General features: G+C 62.5%; 15 protein-coding genes. 3 read left to right on the forward strand and 12 right to left on the reverse strand.

The features are described 5' to 3' along the window. Window positions 1-100: 100 nt before the first annotated feature. From BMW49_RS15260 to glnE, 12 genes are all read right to left on the reverse strand, one after another. The gene (locus tag BMW49_RS15260) at window positions 101-1,000 is read right to left on the reverse strand and encodes a polysaccharide pyruvyl transferase family protein (RefSeq protein WP_069521858.1); all 900 of its coding nucleotides are present in this window, start codon (window positions 998-1,000) and stop codon (window positions 101-103) included. After that, window positions 997-2,142: a hypothetical protein gene (locus BMW49_RS15265; RefSeq protein ID WP_069521860.1), complete on the reverse strand. Its 1,146-nt coding sequence runs from the start codon at window positions 2,140-2,142 to the stop codon at window positions 997-999. Before BMW49_RS15265 ends, BMW49_RS15260 begins: the two co-directional genes overlap by 4 nt. A 43-nt stretch (window positions 2,143-2,185) precedes the next feature. Next, the gene (locus tag BMW49_RS15270; RefSeq protein WP_069521862.1) at window positions 2,186-3,112 is read right to left on the reverse strand and encodes a glycosyltransferase family 2 protein; all 927 of its coding nucleotides are present in this window, start codon (window positions 3,110-3,112) and stop codon (window positions 2,186-2,188) included. A gap of 73 nt (window positions 3,113-3,185) precedes the next feature. Continuing rightward, window positions 3,186-4,616, reverse strand: coding sequence for a lipopolysaccharide kinase InaA family protein (locus BMW49_RS15275; protein ID WP_069521864.1), 1,431 nt, complete (start codon window positions 4,614-4,616; stop codon window positions 3,186-3,188). Window positions 4,617-4,761: 145 nt separating this feature from the next. Next, window positions 4,762-5,496 (reverse strand): lipopolysaccharide kinase InaA family protein, encoded by a 735-nt coding sequence (locus BMW49_RS15280; protein ID WP_069521866.1) that lies wholly within the window; start codon window positions 5,494-5,496, stop codon window positions 4,762-4,764. Further along, complete coding sequence (locus BMW49_RS15285; RefSeq protein ID WP_244168353.1) at window positions 5,496-6,476, reverse strand: glycosyltransferase family 9 protein; 981 nt, start codon at window positions 6,474-6,476, stop codon at window positions 5,496-5,498. Before BMW49_RS15285 ends, BMW49_RS15280 begins: the two co-directional genes overlap by 1 nt. Before the next feature lie 114 nt (window positions 6,477-6,590). Next, window positions 6,591-7,424 (reverse strand): lipopolysaccharide core heptose(I) kinase RfaP, encoded by an 834-nt coding sequence (gene rfaP / locus BMW49_RS15290; protein ID WP_069521870.1) that lies wholly within the window; start codon window positions 7,422-7,424, stop codon window positions 6,591-6,593. Next, on the reverse strand, window positions 7,421-8,545 hold the full coding sequence (locus tag BMW49_RS15295) for a glycosyltransferase family 4 protein (RefSeq protein ID WP_069521871.1): 1,125 nt from the start codon (window positions 8,543-8,545) through the stop codon (window positions 7,421-7,423). Before BMW49_RS15295 ends, rfaP begins: the two co-directional genes overlap by 4 nt. Beyond that, the gene (gene waaC / locus BMW49_RS15300; RefSeq protein WP_069521874.1) at window positions 8,545-9,561 is read right to left on the reverse strand and encodes a lipopolysaccharide heptosyltransferase I; all 1,017 of its coding nucleotides are present in this window, start codon (window positions 9,559-9,561) and stop codon (window positions 8,545-8,547) included. Before waaC ends, BMW49_RS15295 begins: the two co-directional genes overlap by 1 nt. Beyond that, window positions 9,561-10,604 carry a lipopolysaccharide heptosyltransferase II gene (gene waaF, locus BMW49_RS15305; protein WP_069521876.1) on the reverse strand — a complete coding sequence of 348 codons (1,044 nt, stop codon included), beginning with the start codon at window positions 10,602-10,604 and terminating at the stop codon, window positions 9,561-9,563. The genes waaC and waaF overlap by 1 nt, the downstream gene beginning before the upstream one ends. A gap of 198 nt (window positions 10,605-10,802) precedes the next feature. Then, entirely contained in the window at window positions 10,803-11,726 is a 924-nt protein-coding gene (gene ilvE / locus BMW49_RS15310; RefSeq protein WP_069521878.1) for a branched-chain-amino-acid transaminase, read from the reverse strand. Between the two features lie 68 nt (window positions 11,727-11,794). Then, window positions 11,795-14,740, reverse strand: coding sequence for a bifunctional [glutamate--ammonia ligase]-adenylyl-L-tyrosine phosphorylase/[glutamate--ammonia-ligase] adenylyltransferase (gene glnE / locus BMW49_RS15315; RefSeq protein ID WP_069521880.1), 2,946 nt, complete (start codon window positions 14,738-14,740; stop codon window positions 11,795-11,797). Between the two features lie 269 nt (window positions 14,741-15,009). Between glnE and aceE the strand changes: the two genes are divergently transcribed. The 3 genes from aceE to BMW49_RS15330 form a co-directional block, all read left to right on the forward strand. Beyond that, window positions 15,010-17,655 (forward strand): pyruvate dehydrogenase (acetyl-transferring), homodimeric type, encoded by a 2,646-nt coding sequence (aceE, locus tag BMW49_RS15320; protein WP_069521882.1) that lies wholly within the window; start codon window positions 15,010-15,012, stop codon window positions 17,653-17,655. 11 nt (window positions 17,656-17,666) lie between these two features. Next, entirely contained in the window at window positions 17,667-19,298 is a 1,632-nt protein-coding gene (aceF, locus tag BMW49_RS15325) for a dihydrolipoyllysine-residue acetyltransferase (protein ID WP_069521884.1), read from the forward strand. A 163-nt stretch (window positions 19,299-19,461) separates the two neighbouring features. Beyond that, window positions 19,462-19,737, forward strand: a 276-nt coding sequence (locus BMW49_RS15330; protein ID WP_139205703.1) for a transposase, incomplete at its 3' end; no start/stop codon positions are given.

Below are 19,737 nucleotides of genomic sequence, written 5' to 3' on the forward strand. Positions count from 1 at the left end.
GCACACCCTGCAAGTGCAAAATAGACAAGCATTATAGCGAGGCGGCTCTCGGCCAGGTATCGCCACTTGCACTTGGCTGCTTACGGGCACGGATGCTCCATTAGTCGATTACCACGTCCAACGCTTCATGGACTCGGTTAAAGGCGGCTCTGAAAGACTCGGATATCTCAACCTTCAGCTCTTCGATATCAAGCGGGGCTGGCGCCCAATCGATCTCGCGGGCGAGCCGCTTATTGCGCAGACGCGCCAGCCAGCCATGCTCGTGCACGTAATGGATGCCTACCAGATCGTCGATCAACTTGACCCGGTAATCATCCCTGCGCGCGTCGTCATAGAGAAACACCACGGGGATCCCCATGGCGATGCAGGGCATGGCGCAGTGAATCTTCGAGGTGATCACCAGCGAGGCGCGCTCGCGATACTGCTTGAGCAGCTCCGCAGCCATGGCCTGCTTGAGCGCTGTATCGGTAATCGGCAACCGCACCTTGGCCTGATCGACCACGATAGCGCGCTTGCGCAAGGCCGCTGGCACCGCATAACGCGCAGTGGGGCTGACGCCGACCATGAAGACCTGCCCCTTGCTGGGCGCAGTGGTACGCCGCGGCAGGGTCAGGGTCACGCAACGGCTGTAGTAGGTTTGCACGCCATGCTCGGCCAGCAGCGCCTGAGTGCCACGATCACGACAGCCAATGGGCTGCCACTGCTTGAGGTAGGCGATACCCGCGGGTGAGCAGATTACTGGCTGGGCCTGTGGCGTGACATGAAAGGCGAAAAACACTGGCCGTACCGCTGGCGAAGGCGGCCAATGCGCACTGTTCATAAAAAAACCGTTGAGCGGGACGGTGCAGGGCTGCTCAACCGCGTCCAGCGCCTCCCGCGAGACATAGCCGTCAACCTGCGGCACCAGATGACTAACCGCCAAGGTCTGGATGTCGTCCCCCAGGTTGGCAAAACGTTCGAAGACCTCGCCGGTATATTCCAACAGACAGATACGCGTCATGCCGCCCCCGTGAATTTTCGGGCAAGACGCAGCCAGCGCTTGCGCCACTTGGCCAGGCGCAGCCGTAACCGGTTATGCAGATGAGAGCGCGCGAGCAAGTTCTGCCAGGCCCGCCCAACGGGGGTCTCGAGCTTGCCGTGCTGCTCCAGCAAACGTAGATTTTCCCGGGCGAATATTTTCAGCGACTCGTCATAAAGCACCAGCGCCAGAATCTGTTCGGCATCCAGCCGCTGAGGGAAGGTCGCACTCTGCTCCAGCACGCCAACGGCATAGAGCGAGGTCATGGTGCGCAAACACTTCTCGCAGACTCCACAGTTGTAGGCGCCTTCGACCCGCTCCCAGCAAACCCGCAGGTGCTGCAACGCCAAGGCCGAGCCCGACAGCGCGACTACCTTGTCGACGCGCCCTGCTTCACAGCCGTCATGCACCACTTGCAGGTCTTCGTCGGAGAACAGGGGGTCGGTCAGCGGATGAGAGGCCCAGGGGCTCAGGTCGGCCTGAGCAAAAGATGAAGGCACATAGAGGCGATCCAGATAGCCGGCCAGGTGGCGCGCTACCGTACCCAGACCATAGCCATGGCTGTGCAGCCCCCAACGACCAAAATCGCGAAACAGGCGGATAGCATTGCTCTCGACCTCGATAAAGCGCACACCGGTAGCCGCCTCGATCGAGCGGCCCATGGCACTGACGGCCTCTCGCCTTGGCCAGTCCTTGAGACCGACGTCATAGCCGTGCACAAAAATCAGGTCGGTGATGTGCTCGCGGTGCTTGAGAAAGCTGTAGAAGGAATCCACTCCTCCCGTGAAAAAACAGCCAACCCGCCCGGCAGGCAGCGCGATCGGCTCTGCAAGGGCGTCAGCCCGAAACTCGACCGACTGGTAACGATCGAACCATTGGCAGAATATGCCCATCAGTTGCTGTTGATTCTGCAGAAATGTCGGAGAGAGCGTGCCGCTGATATGCAGGTCATACCCGGTATCCATCGCCGCAAGCGCACTCAGCGCCAATGCGGCATCAGCCCCCGAACGCAGCGGTGCCCGTGCACAGGCGAAGTAAACCTGGTAATGCCTGGAACCAACCGCAATGTCATAGGTGAGGCGATCTTCATCGCCATGCCCCGTCTGGACCTCAATCGTCGTCATTACCAACCCCGGTGTAGCTGATTTTATTGTTATCGCCGCTGGTCTAGTGCAGTAACAGCCGCATGACTTTTGACAGGTAGCCCCAACGCAATGCCCGCCTTGGTGCCAAGGTGAACGCCTGCTTGTAGTACTGCAGCGCCTCAGGTTTGCGCCCTGCCTGGTAACAGCGCCGGAACATCGACAAACGACATTGTGCCAGATACATACAACGCCAGCGCTGCAGGGCTGACGGCAGATGATGAAAGACCGCCTCGACCATCAGTTCACAATGATCGGGCTCCAGTACTGGCCCGTGCCGCAGGCTTTTCGGATGTTTATGAATCAACACCAGCGGTGTCTCGATCAGCGCCACTGCTGGACTCATCAGCATAAAGGCGAACACTGCGATGTCTTCCCCCTGGCGCAACCCGACCGGATAGGGGCGCTGCGCGACGCGCTCGCGACGGAATACCGAGCAGCCGTGGCTAATCGCGATGCGCTTGTCGAACAGCAAGTCCTGTAGCCGCTGCTCGGCCGTTACAGCGAGACGGCCGGGCCGGTGCATACGGCGACGACCATCGGGACGGCAACTGATATGGCCACCAAGCAAAAAGTCAGTCTCCGGCGCTGCCTGCAGGTGCGCCAGAACCCGTACCAAAGCATCAGGCAGCAGCTCATCGTCGGCATCGACAAACATCACCCATTCGCCACACGCCAGCGCGAGCCCCTGGTTACGCGCCGCCGAAGGGCCCTGATTAGCCTGCCGCAGATACCCTGCTCGGCCCTTGATCGGCGTATCGCGTAACACCTGCGCCGTGGCATCGGTGGAGCCATCATCAATGACGACTAACTCGCAAGCGGATGAAAGCTGCACGCTGGCTGCCGCCAACGCACGCGGCAACAAGTGCGCGTAGTTATAGGTCGGAATAATGATACTCAGACGTATCGTTGCGGGCGCCAACGCCAGCCAATCATCCTCAATCGACTGCATCGGCAACCTCTATGACCCTGAGGGTGGCTGTACTGAACGACGATAAAACGCGGTGCAGCCACATGGGTATGCCTCAGGGCATCGGCAGATTGTGCTCGAACCAATTGGCAAGCGGGCTTGAGCTCGGCCAATTACGGATAAAACGCGCCCGGTCAGCAAGCGCAGCACGCTGCCAGCTCGAATGGCGGCGATGCACACACAGTGCATCCAGATCGATCAGCGCAATGCGGCCATTGTCCCAGAGTAGATTGGTGGCCTTGAGGTCGCCATGGCTGATCCGCGCCGCGCCCAGTTGGCTGAACAGTTGGCAAAGCGCCTCGCCAACAGCCGCAGCCGGCGGCTCACCACCGTCATGGCCGAGCAGTTGGAACAGGTCGTATCCCTCACTATAGGCATTGATCAGATAGGCGCGCTCGCGCAGCCAGAAGCGGCGCCGTTCGATGACCGCCACCGGTGCCGGTGTGGCGATACCGATCTGTGTCAGGTGATGCCCGGCAACCCAGCTATGCCAGGCGCGGCTCGGCCGCCAGCAGCGCTTAAGCCAATGAAGGAAGTTCTTGATGTTGTAGCGCTTGATCACCCAGATTTGCCCACCCGCCTCGATACGCGCCACGGTCGCCGAGCCGCCTTGCTTGAGCGACTGACCTGCGGCAATCGCACCATCAGGATCAGCCAATACCGGCGCCAATGCATCCAGCGTATCGCGGCGCACGGCACGCAGCAGCGATGCCCCTCGCTCGACCGCGAACAGACTGCAGTCGCGGGCGATCTTGCGCAGGTAATCGCGCAGACGCCAGCGTCGCACTGCTGCGATCTCCTCGAGCAGCGCCTCCAGCGGCAGCGCATGCTCACCATTGACCAGCAGGTAATGCACCAGCAGCTCTTCGATAAAGGGCTCCAGGGACGCGGGCAGTTGCGCGAAGAACGTCCCCAGGTTGGCCAGCACTCGCTCGCGTGACAGCGCCTGCCCCGGCGCCTCGACACGCACGCCACCGCCGTCGACCACATACAGCCGCCCGGCATGGCGCATCAGGTTGTCCAGATGCAGGTCATCCTGCCACAGGCCAGCGCGGTGCAACTGGGCGATGGCGCCCAGAGCTTCGCCCAGGACCTGCTGCTGGGCATCACTGCAAGGCGCCTCATATGCGACGGCAGCCCAGGCCTCAGCCAGGCTCTGCGCGCCGTCGAGGTAGTCAAACAGCAGCCAGGCGCCCTGAGCACTTTCTGCAGCCGTAAGCAGAGCCGGCGTGTCCACGCCCTGGGCAGACAGGGCTAATGCCCCCTGCTGTTCGCGCTGGAACTGACGCGCCGCCCGCGGCCCGACCAGCAGCTTGGCCAGCACCGCCTGCCCCTGCCACTGTGCCTGCGCGACATACCGCTGCCCCGGCAACACGCGCAGCCAGCGGCTGATCTGCAGCACGCCGTCCTCGCTGCCTTCAGCCAATTGCAAGGTCATCGGCAAGGCCGGTGAACGCCCGGCACGGACCAGTTCAGCAAGGGTCATATACAACGTTCCTGATTAGTCCTGAGTGGCAACTGCCCCACATGATTCACGCCAACAGCGCACGCAGGCGGCAACTTGCGCGAAGCGCCTTTGGGCCGCACATAACGCTGTAATAGCGCCTCACTTGGGGTCGCACGATACATCGTCATTCGCGCCCTTCGAAGTAATGCAACATTTGCCTGATGCACGCTTTGTCGGCTGCGTTCAGCCGCGCGCGCTTGCAGTAGGCCAGATAAAAACGCAGGCGCTGAGTACGCGACAGTTGGTACTTGGCCACTTTGTCCAGGCAGGCCAGGTCCTTGACGATACGATGGCGCAGCAGCGGCCCCCACCAGAAGGTGCCAGTCGGGCAGTCGATCAGGTACAACCGCCCTTCCTCATCGACCAGCAGGTTGCGCCATTTCAAATCATTGTGAGTGAAGTGGTGGTCGTGCAGGACCCGCGTCGCCGCCGCGAGCTGATCACTCACCCGCGCCACCCAAGCGCGATCGCGCAGGCGCAGGTCGTCTTTATTCGCCAGTTGCGCAAGGTCTTCGGTACCAAGCAGCTCCTGAGTAATCAGCGCGCCGCGCACGAAAGAGCCAGCCTGGCGCTCTAGCCCATGCGCCACAATCGGCGCAGTGGGAATACCCCAGCGCTCGAAGTGCCGCAGATTCTGCCACTCCGCCTTGACGCGCGGACGCCCGACAAAACGCCGCAGGCCCTTGCCCGCACCGTGGTAGCGCTTGATGTAATAACGAATTCCGCCCAGCTCTACACGAAGCACCTCGGACAAGGGGTCGGAGGTAATCCGCTCGCCCTGAAGGGCAAAAACGGCATCCAGGGAACCAAACTCAGCCTTGCGCTCCGAGTATTCCGGGAAGAGCGACCACTCGGCCATCAGCGCGCGCCTCCCAGCCGGGACGTAATACGCCAGAGCGGAACGAAGGGGCGCCACACATAACGGCCCAACATCTTGAAGCTCAAGAGCGGCGCTAATACCTGATTGTTCTCATTGAAACCGGGGCGCCAGACAAAATCTGCCTGTTTGCGAGTGACGGTGAAGCTACGCAGCCCCATTAGAGAACCAAGATGGCCACCTCCCGAATCGTTGCTCACGACAACCGAGCAAGTGCTCAAGTAATCCATCAATCCACGGATATCAGCGAATGTATGCACAGGAAAATCAGCATACATCTGTTTCAGTGGCTCCTGCTCATGCGGCATACCTACAAACTCGACCAACCAACCTTTTGCCAGAAGGCGTCGCGCCAACCAGCTAAACCCCATGGGGGCGTAGTTCTTTTTTAGATGGGGCGTGGTCGGGAATATCGCCACACGCCGGCGCGACTCAGGGCAGTTAACAAAACGACGAAGTGCCATGGGTTGCCGGGCATGAAGACCGTAGACACTGGATGCATATTCCTCGACCCACTGCACCATATTCAAGCCTGAGCGCGACTGCAGACAAAGTGCGCGGCTCGCGCCTGGCAGGGTGTGCTCCCCTACTCGCACTGCACGCCCATCGACTTCAAGGCGAGAGGAGATTTTTTTGGCGGTAACGAAGGCAATATTGCTGCGTTCCAGAAGCGCAGTTACGCGCGAGGCATCCTGGGTCAGCCAGTTGATGTAACTGACGACCAAGTCACTGCTTTCGGACAACGCTATTAAATCCACGCAATCGCTGGGGTCTACCTGCAACCAGTCGAAATACTCCCGGGCCGGGAACAAAGTATTGCTGACAAAACGTACGCGCGCGCCTGCCAAATTGAACAACCAGGCCAGATGCAGATAAATAGTCACGTCACCCAAGGCGGGGCACGGAACAATAGTTACGCACCTGTCCCGCCAATCCATTTGCGTCATATCAACCTCGTGCATCACAACGCATCCCCTTACCACTGCTTGCGTCGGTTAAGTTTTTCAGCCCTGCGTATCAACCCGCCCAATGAAGTTGCCGAATAAACTGATATAGCCTCTTTCATCAGGCGCTACTCACTCATGCACGGCCCCCGGGGCGTACTTGCGGGCATAGCGCTGCAGGAGCTTATCGGCCCGCCGCTGCAGCCAGGCCAGCAGACGTGCTTCGTCGCGCAGCAACTGGCGCAGCGGACGGGGGCTACCGGCGGCCTGGAAATAGGCGCGCAGAAAACGCAGGCGGTCGCCACGGGTCAGGCCGATATGCAGGGCGGAGAAGTACAGCCCGGCCAGGTCCTTATTGCGCCAGCGACGCGGCACCTGGGCACGCACCTGAGCGCGGTGCAGGTCGATCAGTGACAGGCGCAGATTATCCGCGGTCACCGGCGTGTCGGTGTGCAGGAGGAAATGGCAGATATAACAGTCGCGGTGGTTGACCCCGGCGCGGTGCATGGTGCCGGTCATGCGCGCGACTTCATCGATCAGCGCGCGCTTGAGTCGCGGCGCCGGCGCTTGCTCGGCCCAGCCCAGGGTCAATTGCTCAAGGTCGGTGGTCGGCGCCAACTCTTCGGTGACGATAAACGAGTGCTGCATGGCCGGATTGTTGCCGCGCTCGCCGTAGGCCACCGCGGTCATGGTCGGTACGCCGGCCTGCTGCAGCCGTTCGATCGCCCGCCACTCCTGGCCGGCACCGAGCACGGGCAGGCGCAGGCTGGCGAGGTTCTTGACGATCTCGCCCCAGCCGATGCCACGGTGGATCTTGACGAAATAGCCGCGCCCATCGACTTCGGTGCGCAGCGTGCGGCGGCCTTCCAGCTCGCGGTAGACCTGGCCCTGCAACGCCTCGACGGCGACGAAAGGATCCTGGCCAGCCCACAGGCTCTGGAAAGGCTCTTTGAGAATCAGGGTCATGCAGGCACCTGCGCGAGGATCACGTCCGCCGCGCGCTGCGGCATGGAATACAGGTCGGCCGTATCGGCGAACGCCAGGCCATTACGCGACCAGGCCGCGCGCTGCTCGGCATCACTCAGCATCTCGGTGAGGTAACGATCCAGCTGCGCTTGCTCGAACGGGCTGGGCAGCACGCGCCCGGCGTCGGCATCGCGGATGTAATGGGCGTAACCGCAGACCTCGGTGACCAGAACCGGCAAGCCGGCAACCAGAGCTTCAAGCAATACCGTGCCGGTGTTCTCGTTATAGGCCGGGTGGATCAACAGGTCGGCGCCAAGCAGAAAGCGCGGGATGTCGCTGCGCCCCTTGAGGATTTCGACCTGTTCGGACACGCCCAACGCCTTGGCCTGCAACTGGAACGCGCGCGGGTCGTCCTGGCCGATGACAATCAACCGGGTGCGCTGTTTCAACTCGCGCGGCAGCGCGGCCAGGGCCTTGATGCTGCGGTCCAGGCCTTTGGTCTTGAAGCCGGAGCCGATCTGCACCAACAGCAGGTCACTGTCGGCCAGCTTGAATTCAGCGCGGAATTCGGCGCGAATCTCGGCAGCATTAGCCGGCGCCCGGCGGTCCTGGGCGATGCCCGGCGGCAGCAGGTGAAAGCGCTGCAGCGGGGTGTGGTAATGCTGGATAAACAGCGGCTGCTGCACTTCGGAGATCATCAGAATCTCGGTTTTCGACTCAGGGGCAAACACCGCGCGCTCGTAGTCGGCGAAATGCTTGTAGCGCCCCCAGCGCTTGTAAAGCGGGTTGCGCAGGGTCTGCGCTTTATCTTCGTAGCAGCCGTCGGCGGCGTAGTAAACGTCCAGGCCGGGCATTTTGTTGAAGCCCACCACCCGATCGACCGGATCACGCGCCAGGTCGGCGGCCAGCCAGGCACTGAATTTCTCGTTGCGGTGATGGTTGAAGAACGCCTTTACCGGCGCCACCCGCACATCGAAACCGGGCGGCGTTTCGCCTTCCCAGATTGGCGTGTACACGCGGATGGCGTGCCCGCGCGCCTGGCATTCCAGGGCGATACGCAGAAAGTCGCGCTGCAGGCCGCCGTAGGGAAAATACTTGTAGAGGACAAAAGCCAGTTGCATCAGTACCGCTCCTCAAAGACATCGGGCGGTGCCAGCAACAGCGCCTCCAGTTCGGTGCCTACACGTTCGGCATCCAGTCCGTCGAAGCAGGGTTGTTGACGATCGCCACTGCCAGCGCCCGGCCCTGTGGCACACAGGTGTATCTGGCTGCGACCGTAGGCGCCGACCTTGCCCGGCAGGGTCGGCCCGTACAGGGAAATACTGGGTACATCCAGCGCTGCGGCCAGGTGGCCGAGGCCGGTATCGACCGCGACGCACGCCGTGGCGCCAGCGATGACCTTGGCCACCCCGGCCAGGTTGAGCTTCGGCAGCACGGCGGCATGCAAAAGCCCAGTGGCGATGCGCTCGGCACGAGCCTTTTCAGTCGCATTGCCCCACGGCAGGCGCACCGCCCAACCCAGGGCATCCATACGTTCGGCCAGCGCGCGCCAGTCGTTTTCCGGCCAGTGCTTGCTGGCCCAGGTGGTGCCGTGCAGGAACACCAGATAAGGCTGTGGCGTGGCATCGGCCATGGCGGCGCGGTCCAGGCCATAATCGCCAGTGCGTGCCGGCAACGGATAATCCAGGGCCTGGGCAAACAGTTGGCGCACCCGTTCCAGCGCATGCTGGTCCTTGGGCACTGCGTAACAACGATCGTAGAAGCGGCTGGCCAGCGGCTCGCGGGCTGAATCGCGATCGAGGCCCGCCACTGGCGCCTTGACGTAACGGGTCAGCCAGGCACTCTTGAGCAGGCCCTGGGCATCGATCACCAGGTCGTACCTGGTCTCGCCCAGGCGCTGCTTGAAGCGCTTCCATTCACCGGATTTCCAGGTACGCAGCGGGTGCTGGCGCCAGCGGCGGATGGCCACCGGAATGACTTGGGAAACGGCCGGATGCCAGGCGGGAATCTCGGCGAAACCCTCCTCCACCACCCAGTCGAAACGAATGCCCGGAATGGCGCGCGCGGCGTCAGTCAGGGCCGCCAGGGTGTGTACCACATCGCCCAGCGACGAGGTTTTGATCAGCAACACCCGCATCAGTCGTTCTCGACCAGGTCGACGGGGTCGGCCACCAGGCGCTCCAGCGCCTCGACCACCGGCCGCGGTTTGAGGTCGCGCAAGCAGTTGTAGTGGCCATAGCGGCAGGTGCGATCGAAACAGGGGCTGCATTCGATACCCAGGCGCACCACCTCCACCTGCTCGGCCAGCGGCGGGGTAAAGCCTGGTGAAGTGGAGCCGTAGACCGCCACCAGCGGACGGTTCAGCGCCGCCGCCACGTGCATCAAGCCCGAGTCATTGGACGCCACGGCCGTCGCACAGGCCATCAGGTCGATGGCCTGGGCCAGGCTGGTTTCGCCCGATAGATTGACCGCTTCTTCGCGCAGGCCGGGAATCAGCCGCGCGCGAATCGCCTCGCCCACCGCATGGTCGTTCTTCGAGCCGAACAGCCAGACTTGCCAGCCGGCGCGGATCTTCAGCTCGGCAACCTTGGCGTAATGGTCCGAAGGCCAGCGTTTGGCCTCACCGAACTCGGCGCCCGGACACAGCGCCAGCACCGGTCGATCCAGGGTCAGACCGAACGCCGCCAGGGCCGCCTCGCGGGACTGCGGGTCGATTTGCAGGCTCGGCCGCGGATACGGCTTGGCCAGCAACGCACCCGGCTCATAAGCCAACGCCATAAAGCGCTCGATCATTAGCGGGTAGCGGTCTTTATCCAGCGTACGAATGTCGTTGAGCAGGCCATAGCGCAACTCGCCCTTCCAGCCCGTGCGTTTGGGGATGCCGGCGAAGAACGGCACCAGGGCCGATTTCAGCGAGTTGGGCAACAGGATCGCCTGGTCATACTGGCCCGCCAGGGACTTGCCGATGCGCCAGCGTGTGGCCAGCTGCAGCACGCCGTGGCCCAGCGGCAGGCTCAGCGCGCGGCGCACCTCGGGCATGCGCTCGAGTAGCGGGCGGCTCCATTCGGGCGCCAGCACGTCGATCTGCGCCTCGGGGTGACGCTGCTTCAGGCACTGAAACAGCGTCTGCGCCATCACCATGTCACCGACCCAACTGGGGCCTACGATCAGTATGTTCATGCTTAGTCCAGAAACGATCAGGGAGGCTTATCAGACTATTTGGAAGCTACTGCGCTCGGCGGTGCTGCGTTAAAAACTGACTCGCTTGCTCATTGACTAGAGTCAACTCCGCCACTCGCCAGTTTTTGCCTTGCCTCGCCGTCGCTCGCGACGCTTCCAAACAGCCTGATCGCCTCCCTCGTTTACTTAATTCAAGCCTTATTTAACCAATGTACGCCACGCGGCGTGATTACTGGTTTTGCCCGTTACCAGGTCAAAGTAGGCAGTCTGCAGCTTCTCGGTCACCGGACCGCGGCGGCCAGCGCCGATCTGCCGGCCGTCGACCTCGCGGATCGGCGTGACTTCAGCGGCGGTGCCAGTGAAGAAGGCCTCATCCGCGATGTACACCTCGTCGCGGGTGATGCGCTTCTCGACCACTTCAAGGCCATGCTCGGCCGCCAGGGTGAGGATGGTGTTGCGAGTGATGCCATTGAGGCAGGAGGTGACTTCCGGGGTGTAGATCACCCCATTCTTGACCAGGAAGATGTTCTCGCCCGAACCTTCGGCCACGTAGCCTTCCGGGTCGAGCAGCATGGCCTCGTCGGCACCGCCGGAAATCGCTTCCTGCAGGGCCAGCATCGAGTTGATGTAGTTGCCGTTGGCCTTGGCGCGGGTCATCGAGATATTGACGTGATGACGGGTAAAGGAGCTGGTGCGCACCTTGATACCGGCCTGCAGGGCTTCGTCGCCCATGTAGGCGCCCCAGCTCCAGGCGGCCACGATGACCTGCACTTTCAGGCCGCTGGCACGCAGACCCATGGCTTCGGATCCGTAGAACACCATCGGGCGGATATAGGCGCTTTCCAGGTTGTTCTCACGCACGGCGGCGCGGGTGGCTTCGTTGATTTCTTCCTTGGTGTAGGGGATCTTCATGCCCATGATGTGCGCCGAATCGAACAGGCGGTCGGTGTGCGCGTCCAGACGGAAGATCGCCGTGCCGTCCGGGGTGTTGTAAGCGCGCACGCCCTCGAACACGCCCATGCCGTAGTGCAGGGTATGGGTCAGTACGTGGGTGGTCGCGTTGCGCCACGGCACCAGTTCGCCGTCATACCAGATCACGCCATCACGATCGGCCATCGACATAGTTGCCTGCTCCTCAAGTTCGATTCATACGTTCTGCACCTGACCCGAACGGCCACGGCACGTGAAAGTCAATTCAGCCCCAGTGCTCGCCAGATGCGCATCACAGCGCGGCGCTCGTCCTGAAACTGGTCCCCGGCAACCACCCCAGGCTGCTTCTGCAGCGCCTGGCGGTGAGCCGCGGAACGGTAAGCCTTGTAGATCGTCTGCAACAAACGGGCGTCTTCACCCGGCAACAACCCCACCTGCTCCAGCACCTCAAGAATGCGGATATTGTCGGTAAACGCCAGCACCTGCGGGTGCTTGCCCGACCAGGCCAGGGCCGCGTATTGCACCATAAATTCGATATCGACGATACCACCGGCATCCTGCTTGAGATCGAACGGCTGCGCGGCCTCGAAGGCATTGGCCGCCGTACCGGCAAGCGTGGCCTTGCTGCCGAGATTGTCACGCATCTTGGCGCGCATCTCGCTGACCTCACGCCGCAGCACCTCATCCTCACGCGGGCGCTGCAGAACCTCGGCACGCACCGCCTCGAACGCCTGTCCGACCCGCTTGCAACCCACCAGCACCCGCGCGCGCACCAGCGCCTGGTGTTCCCAGGTCCAGGCATCGCTTGCCTGGTAGCGGGCAAAGGCGCCGAGCGAGCTGACCAGCAGGCCTGATGCCCCGGACGGGCGCAAACGCATGTCCACCTCATACAGCTGGCCGGAGTTGGTTTGCGCGGTCAGCAGGTGAATGATGCGCTGGCCCAGGCGCGTGAAGAACTGCGCACCATCAATCGGCTTGGCGCCGTCGGTCTCCGCCTGCGGGTCGCCGTCGTGGATAAACACCAGGTCCAGGTCCGAACCATGTCCCAGCTCGATGCCGCCGACCTTGCCGTAGCCGACAATAATGAAGTCCGGGTCGCACAGGCTGCCATCGGCGCGTTGCGGCACGCCATGACGCGCGACGGTCTGGCGCCAGGCCAGGGCCAGCACCTGGTCGAGAATCGCCTCGGCCAGCCAGGTCAGGTAATCGCTGACCTTCATCAGCGGCAGGGTACCGGCAATTTCCGAGGCGGCGACGCGCAGCCGGTGGGCCAGCTTGAAGTGGCGCAGGGCTTCCATCTGCTGCTCGAGGTCGTCTTCGGGAATACGCGTCAGGCGCTCGCGCAGCTCGGCCGCCAGCTCGGGCGCCAAGGGCGGATGGAACAGTCGACCCTCATTGAGCAACTCATCGAGCAACAGTGGAAAACGGGTGATCTGTTCGGCAATCCATGGGCTGGCGGCGCACAGCGTCAGCAGGCGCTGCAGGGCGCCGGGATTCTCTGCCAGCAGCACCAGATAAGCCGAGCGCCGCGCCACAGCCTCGATCAACGGCAATACGCGCTCGAGCACCAAGTCAGGGTTGTCATGCTCTGCCGCCTGCGCCAACAGACGCGGGACAAAGGCATCCAGGCGCTCACGACCGAGCCGCTGCATCGCCCGCACCTGGTTGCCGTTGCGCAAGCCGACCAAACGCTGCAACGCCGCCTGAGGCTCGCTAAAGCCCGACTCGGTAAGCTGCCGGCAGGCCGCTTCCTCGTCCTGCATGTCATCCCACAGCGGCATCCACTCACAGCCGTAGGTCTCATCGTCCGGCGTGTCGAGCTCCTCGTCGGGGTCAGCGATGACCTGGCGAAAATGCCAGTCGATACGCCCACGCCAGTGCATCAACTGATCATGGAACGCCGCCCAGTCGGCGAAGCCGAGCATCCAGGCGATACGCGCGCGGTCCTGTTCGCTGTCCGGCAGCATCTGCGTCTGCCGGTCATCGATGGCCTGCAGGGCATGCTCGGCATAACGCAAAAAGGCATAGCCGTCGCGCAGCTCGTCGGTCACCGCCGCTTGCAGATAGCCCTGATCACGCAGGGTATTGAGCACGGTAAACAGCGAGCGTTGCTGCAGACTGAGGTCGCGCCCACCGTGGATCAGCTGAAAGGCCTGGGCAATGAACTCCACCTCACGGATGCCGCCGGCACCGAGCTTGATGTTCTCGGCCATGCCCTTGCGCCGCACCTCCTGCTGGATCAGCTGCTTCATGGTGCGCAGCGCGTCGATGGCGGAAAAGTCCAGGTAACGCCGATAGACGAAGGGCCTCAGCATATCGAGCAGGTGCGCACCGGCGAGCTGATCACCACCCACCACGCGGGCCTTGATCATGGCGTAGCGCTCCCAGTCGCGCCCTTGGTCCTGGTAGTACTGCTCCAGGGCGTTGAAGCTGAACACCAGCGCACCACTGGAGCCGTAGGGCCGCAGGCGCATGTCGGTGCGGAAGACGAAGCCGTCGACGGTGATCACGTCCAGCGCCTTGATCAGCTTCTGCCCGACGCGAATGAAGAACTCCTGGTTATCCAGCGGACGCTTCACCCCTTCGGTTTCGCCGCCCTCGGGGTAACCGAAGATCAGATCGATGTCTGACGAGAGATTCAGCTCATGGGCGCCCAGCTTGCCCATACCGAGAATGACCATGTGCTGGGGCTCACCGGTGCGGCGCCCGATCGGTGTACCGAACTGTTCACAGCAGCGCGGGTACAACCATTGATAGGCCTCGTCGATGCAGCAGTCGGCCAGATCGGAGAGGTCACGACAGGTTTCGATGAGGTCGGCCTGGCGGGTCAGGTCACGCCAGATGATGCGCACCTGCTGGCGATTGCGAAAGCGCCGCAGGCAGCGCCCCAGCTCGTCCTCGCTCTGACACCCTTGCAGCGCCTGCTGCAATTGGGCACGCAGAGCACCGCCAGACAGCGATTGCTCCAGCGCACCGCTGACGGCAAGCTCGACAAACATGGGGGCATCGCGCTGCGCCTGTTGCGCGACGAAATCGCTGGCGGCGGCGACACGGCGTAACGCCTCGCGATGCTGGTCGAGCCATTGCCCCCAACCGGGGACCGCAGCCGCTTCACAGACTGCAAACGCACTCGACAGCGCCGCTTCGGCGCGACAGGCTATGGACTCAAGCAAGGCCGGCAACGGGACCTGTGCAGGCAGGCTCATGGTCTATCCTTTTTGGCGGGCCGCAAGGCGGCATTCAAGGCCCGGAACCTGCGTGCCAGACTGCACGCACACCCGAGACGGCTTAGCTAATTGTAGTTTTGCTACTGCTGATTGTGTCCGGAGGGCTGAAATCGCCGTCCAAATGTAGTAAAACTACACGGATGCCGAGTCCACCCTCGGTAAAATCAAGAATTCACGTGTTCCGCTCACGAAGCCGGGCACGAACCCTGGCCTCCGATTCTGGAAGCCTTTCCGCCCTGGAGCAAGCCATGCAAGACCTCGATCCCATCGAAACCCAGGAATGGCTGGACGCCCTTGAGTCCGTACTCGACAAGGAAGGCGAAGAGCGCGCGCATTACCTGATGACCCGCCTGGGTGAACTGGCAACGCGCAGCGGTTCGCAGCTGCCTTACGCCATCACCACGCCGTACCGCAACACCATTCCGGTCACCCACGAAGCACGCATGCCTGGCGACCTGTTCATGGAACGCCGCATTCGCTCGCTGGTGCGCTGGAACGCCCTGGCCATGGTGATGCGTACCAACCTGAAAGACTCAGACTTGGGCGGTCACATCTCCAGCTTCGCCTCCTCGGCGACGCTGTATGACATCGGCTTCAACTACTTCTTCCAGGCTCCAACTGAGGAGCACGGCGGCGACCTGATTTTCTTCCAGGGTCACGCCTCGCCCGGCGTTTACGCCCGTGCGTTCATGGAAGGCCGCATCAGCGAAGAGCAGATGAACAACTTCCGCCAGGAAGTCGATGGCCAAGGCCTGTCGTCCTACCCGCACCCCTGGCTGATGCCGGACTTCTGGCAGTTCCCGACCGTCTCCATGGGTCTGGGCCCGATCCAGGCGATCTACCAGGCACGCTTTATGAAGTACCTGGAAGCGCGTGGCTTTATCCCAGCCGGCAAGCAGAAGGTCTGGTGCTTTATGGGCGACGGCGAGTGCGACGAGCCGGAATCCCTCGGCGCGATCTCCCTGGCTGGCCGCGAGAAGCTGGACAACCTGATCTTCGTCATCAACTGCAACCTGCAGCGCCTCGACGGCCCAGTGCGCGGTAACGGCAAGATCATCCAGGAGCTCGAAGGCGTGTTCCGTGGCGGTGGCTGGAACGTCAACAAAGTGGTCTGGGGCCGTTTCTGGGACCCGCTGCTGGCTAAGGACGTCGACGGCATCCTGCAGCGCCGCATGGACGAAGTCATCGACGGCGAATACCAGAACTACAAGGCCAAGGACGGTGCATTCGTCCGTGAGCACTTCTTCAACTCGCCGGAACTCAAGGCGATGGTTGCCGATCTGTCCGACGACGAGATCTGGAAGCTCAACCGTGGCGGCCACGACCCGTACAAGGTCTATGCGGCCTACCACCAGGCGGTCAACCACAAAGAGCAGCCGACCGTGATCCTGGCCAAGACCGTCAAGGGTTATGGCACCGGCGCCGGTGAAGCGAAGAACACCGCGCACAACACCAAGAAGGTCGATGTCGACAGCCTCAAGCAGTTCCGCGACCGCTTCGACATTCCAGTCAAGGACGAGGAGCTGGAAAACCTGCCGTTCCTCAAGCCGGAAGAAGGCAGCGCCGAAGCCCGTTACCTGAGCGAACGCCGCACCGCCCTCGGTGGTTTCGTGCCGCAGCGCCGGGCCAAGAGCTTCAGCATCCCGACACCCCCGCTGGACACCCTCAAGGCCATCCTCGATGGCTCGGGCGACCGTGAAATCTCCACCACCATGGCCTTCGTGCGTATCCTCGCGCAACTGGTCAAGGACAAGGACATCGGCCAGCGCATCGTCCCGATCATCCCGGACGAAGCCCGTACCTTCGGTATGGAAGGCATGTTCCGTCAGTTGGGCATCTACTCCTCGGTCGGCCAGCTGTATGAGCCGGTGGATAAAGACCAGGTGATGTTCTACCGCGAGGACAAGAAGGGCCAGATCCTCGAGGAAGGCATCAACGAAGCCGGCGCCATGAGCTCCTTCATTGCCGCAGGTACGTCGTACTCCAGCCACAACCAGCCGATGCTGCCGTTCTACATCTTCTATTCGATGTTCGGCTTCCAACGCATTGGCGACCTGGCCTGGGCCGCTGGCGACAGCCGCACCCGTGGCTTCCTGATCGGCGGCACCGCCGGGCGTACCACGCTGAACGGCGAAGGCCTGCAGCACGAGGACGGCCACAGCCACATGCTGGCGGCGACCATCCCCAACTGCCGCACCTATGATCCGACCTACGGCTACGAGCTGGCGGTGATCATCCAGGACGGCATGAAGAAGATGACCGAAGAGCAACAGGACGTCTTCTACTACATCACCGTGATGAACGAGTCCTACCAGCAGCCCGCCATGCCGGCGGGTGTCGAGGAAGGCATCATCAAGGGCATGTACCTGCTCGAAGAAGACAAGAAGGAAGCCGCGCACCATGTGCAGCTCCTCGGCTCCGGCACCATCCTGCGCGAAGTACGCGAAGCGGCGAAGATCCTGCGTGACGAGTTCAACGTCGCGGCAGACGTGTGGAGCGTCACCAGCTTCAACGAGCTGCGCCGCGACGGCCTGGCCGTGGAGCGCAGCAACCGCCTGCACCCGGCGCAGAAGCCCAAGCAGACCTACGTGGAAGAGTGCCTGGGCGGCCGCCAAGGCCCGGTGATTGCCTCTACCGACTACATGAGGCTGTTCGCCGAACAGATTCGTCAGTGGGTACCGAGCAAAGAGTTCAAGGTCCTGGGTACCGACGGTTTCGGTCGCAGTGACAGCCGCAAGAAGCTGCGTCACTTCTTTGAAGTAGACCGCAACTGGGTCGTGCTGGCCGCGCTCGAAGCGCTGGCTGACCGGGGTGATATCGAACCGAAAGTGGTGGCCGAAGCCATCGTCAAGTTCGGCATCGACCCGGACAAACGCAACCCACTGGACTGCTAAGGAGACGCACTGTGAGCGAATTAATCCGCGTACCCGATATCGGCGGTGGCGAAGGCGAAGTTATCGAACTGTTCGTCAAGGTTGGCGACCGTATCGAAGCCGACCAGAGCATTCTCACGCTTGAGTCGGACAAGGCCAGCATGGAAGTGCCGGCCCCTAAAGCCGGCGTGATCAAGAGCCTGAAAGTGAAACTGGGCGACCGCCTGAAAGAAGGCGACGAGCTGTTCGATCTGGAGGTCGAGGGCGACAGCGCAGCGGCCGCTCCGGCGCCTGCAGCAGCACCGGCTGCCGAAGCGCCGAAGGCCGCCGAGGCTGCTGCTCCGGCACCTGCCGCGGCTGCACCCGCCGCCAGCAGCGTGCAGGACGTGCATGTGCCGGATATCGGTTCGGACGGCAAAGCCAAGATCATCGAAGTGCTGGTCAAGGTCGGCGACAGCGTCGAAGCCGATCAGTCGCTGATCACCCTGGAGTCGGACAAGGCCAGCATGGAAATCCCCTCGCCGGCTGCCGGCGTGGTGGAAAGCATTGGCATCAAACTGGATGATGAAGTCGGCACCGGTGATTTCATCCTCAAGCTGAAAGTCGCAGGCGGCGATGCCGCTGCGGCGCCCGCACCAGCGGCCAAGGCCGAAGCTGCACAGGCCCCCGCCGCACCGGCTGAAAAGCCCGCTGCCGCTGCGCAAGCTGCGCCGGCACCTACGCCTGCTGCCCCCGCTCCGGCGCCAGCCGGCGGCAAAGTGCATGCAGGCCCGGCCGTGCGTCAGTTGGCGCGCGACTTTGGCGTCGACCTGGGTGCCGTAGCCGGTACCGGCCCGAAAGGCCGCATCCTCAAGGAAGACGTGCAGGCGCACGTCAAGGCGATGATGCAGAAAGCCAAGGAAGCGCCCGCTGGCGCGACCGGTGGCGCCGGCATTCCGCCGATCCCGACCGTGGACTTCAGCAAGTTCGGTGAAGTCGAAGAAGTGGCCATGACCCGCCTGATGCAGGTCGGCGCCGCTAACCTGCACCGCAGCTGGCTGAACGTGCCCCACGTGACCCAGTTCGACTCGGCCGATATCACCGAGCTGGAAGCCTTCCGCGTCGCCCAGAAAGCCGTGGCCGAGAAGGCGGGCGTCAAGCTCACCGTCCTGCCGCTGCTGCTCAAGGCCTGCGCCTACCTGCTCAAGGAGCTGCCGGACTTCAACAGTTCGCTGGCGCCGAGCGGCAAGGCGATCATTCGCAAGAAGTACGTGCACATCGGCTTTGCCGTCGATACTCCGGACGGCCTGCTGGTCCCGGTGATCAAGAACGTCGACCAGAAGAGCCTGCTGCAACTGGCTGCCGAAGCCGCGGCGCTGGCTGAAAAAGCCCGCACCAAGAAGCTCTCGGCCGATGACATGCAGGGCGCCTGCTTCACCATCTCCAGCCTCGGCCACATTGGCGGCACCGGCTTCACGCCGATCGTCAACGCGCCGGAAGTGGCGATCCTCGGTGTCAGCAAGGCAACCATCCAGCCGGTTTGGGATGGCAAAGCCTTCCAGCCCAAGCTGATGCTGCCGCTGTCGCTGTCCTACGATCACCGGGTGATCAACGGCGCCGCCGCCGCGCGCTTCACCAAGCGCCTGGGCGATGTGCTCACCGACATCCGCACCATGCTGCTGTAACACCGCTTTAAACTTTCGAGCACGCCACGCTCGTATCCTCAACCCCGCTTACATAGGCGGGGTTTTTTTTACCCTCAGGACAAGCATGGCAACAGACTGTAGTGGTCTACTAAACCCGGACACCCATTTAAGGTGAGAATGCTCGCCATAAGAGAGGTGTCTGATGACCAAACAACGCCGTACGTTTACTCCTGAGTTCAAACGCGAGGCAGCCAGCCTGGTACTCGACCAAGGCTACAGTCATACCGATGCAGCCCGCTCGCTCGGGTTGGTTGAGTCGGCCTTGCGCCGATGGGTAAGCCAGCTTCAACAAGAGAGAAACGGTGTAACCCCGACCAGCAAAGCGCTGACACCCGAGCAGCAAAAGATCCAAGAACTGGAAGCCCGGATCAACCGGCTGGAGCGGGAAAAGTCGATCCTAAAAAAGGCCACCGCGCTC

This window comes from Pseudomonas cuatrocienegasensis (assembly GCF_900110925.1).
In the GTDB taxonomy this organism is placed as follows: Bacteria; Pseudomonadota; Gammaproteobacteria; order Pseudomonadales; family Pseudomonadaceae; genus Aquipseudomonas; species Aquipseudomonas cuatrocienegasensis.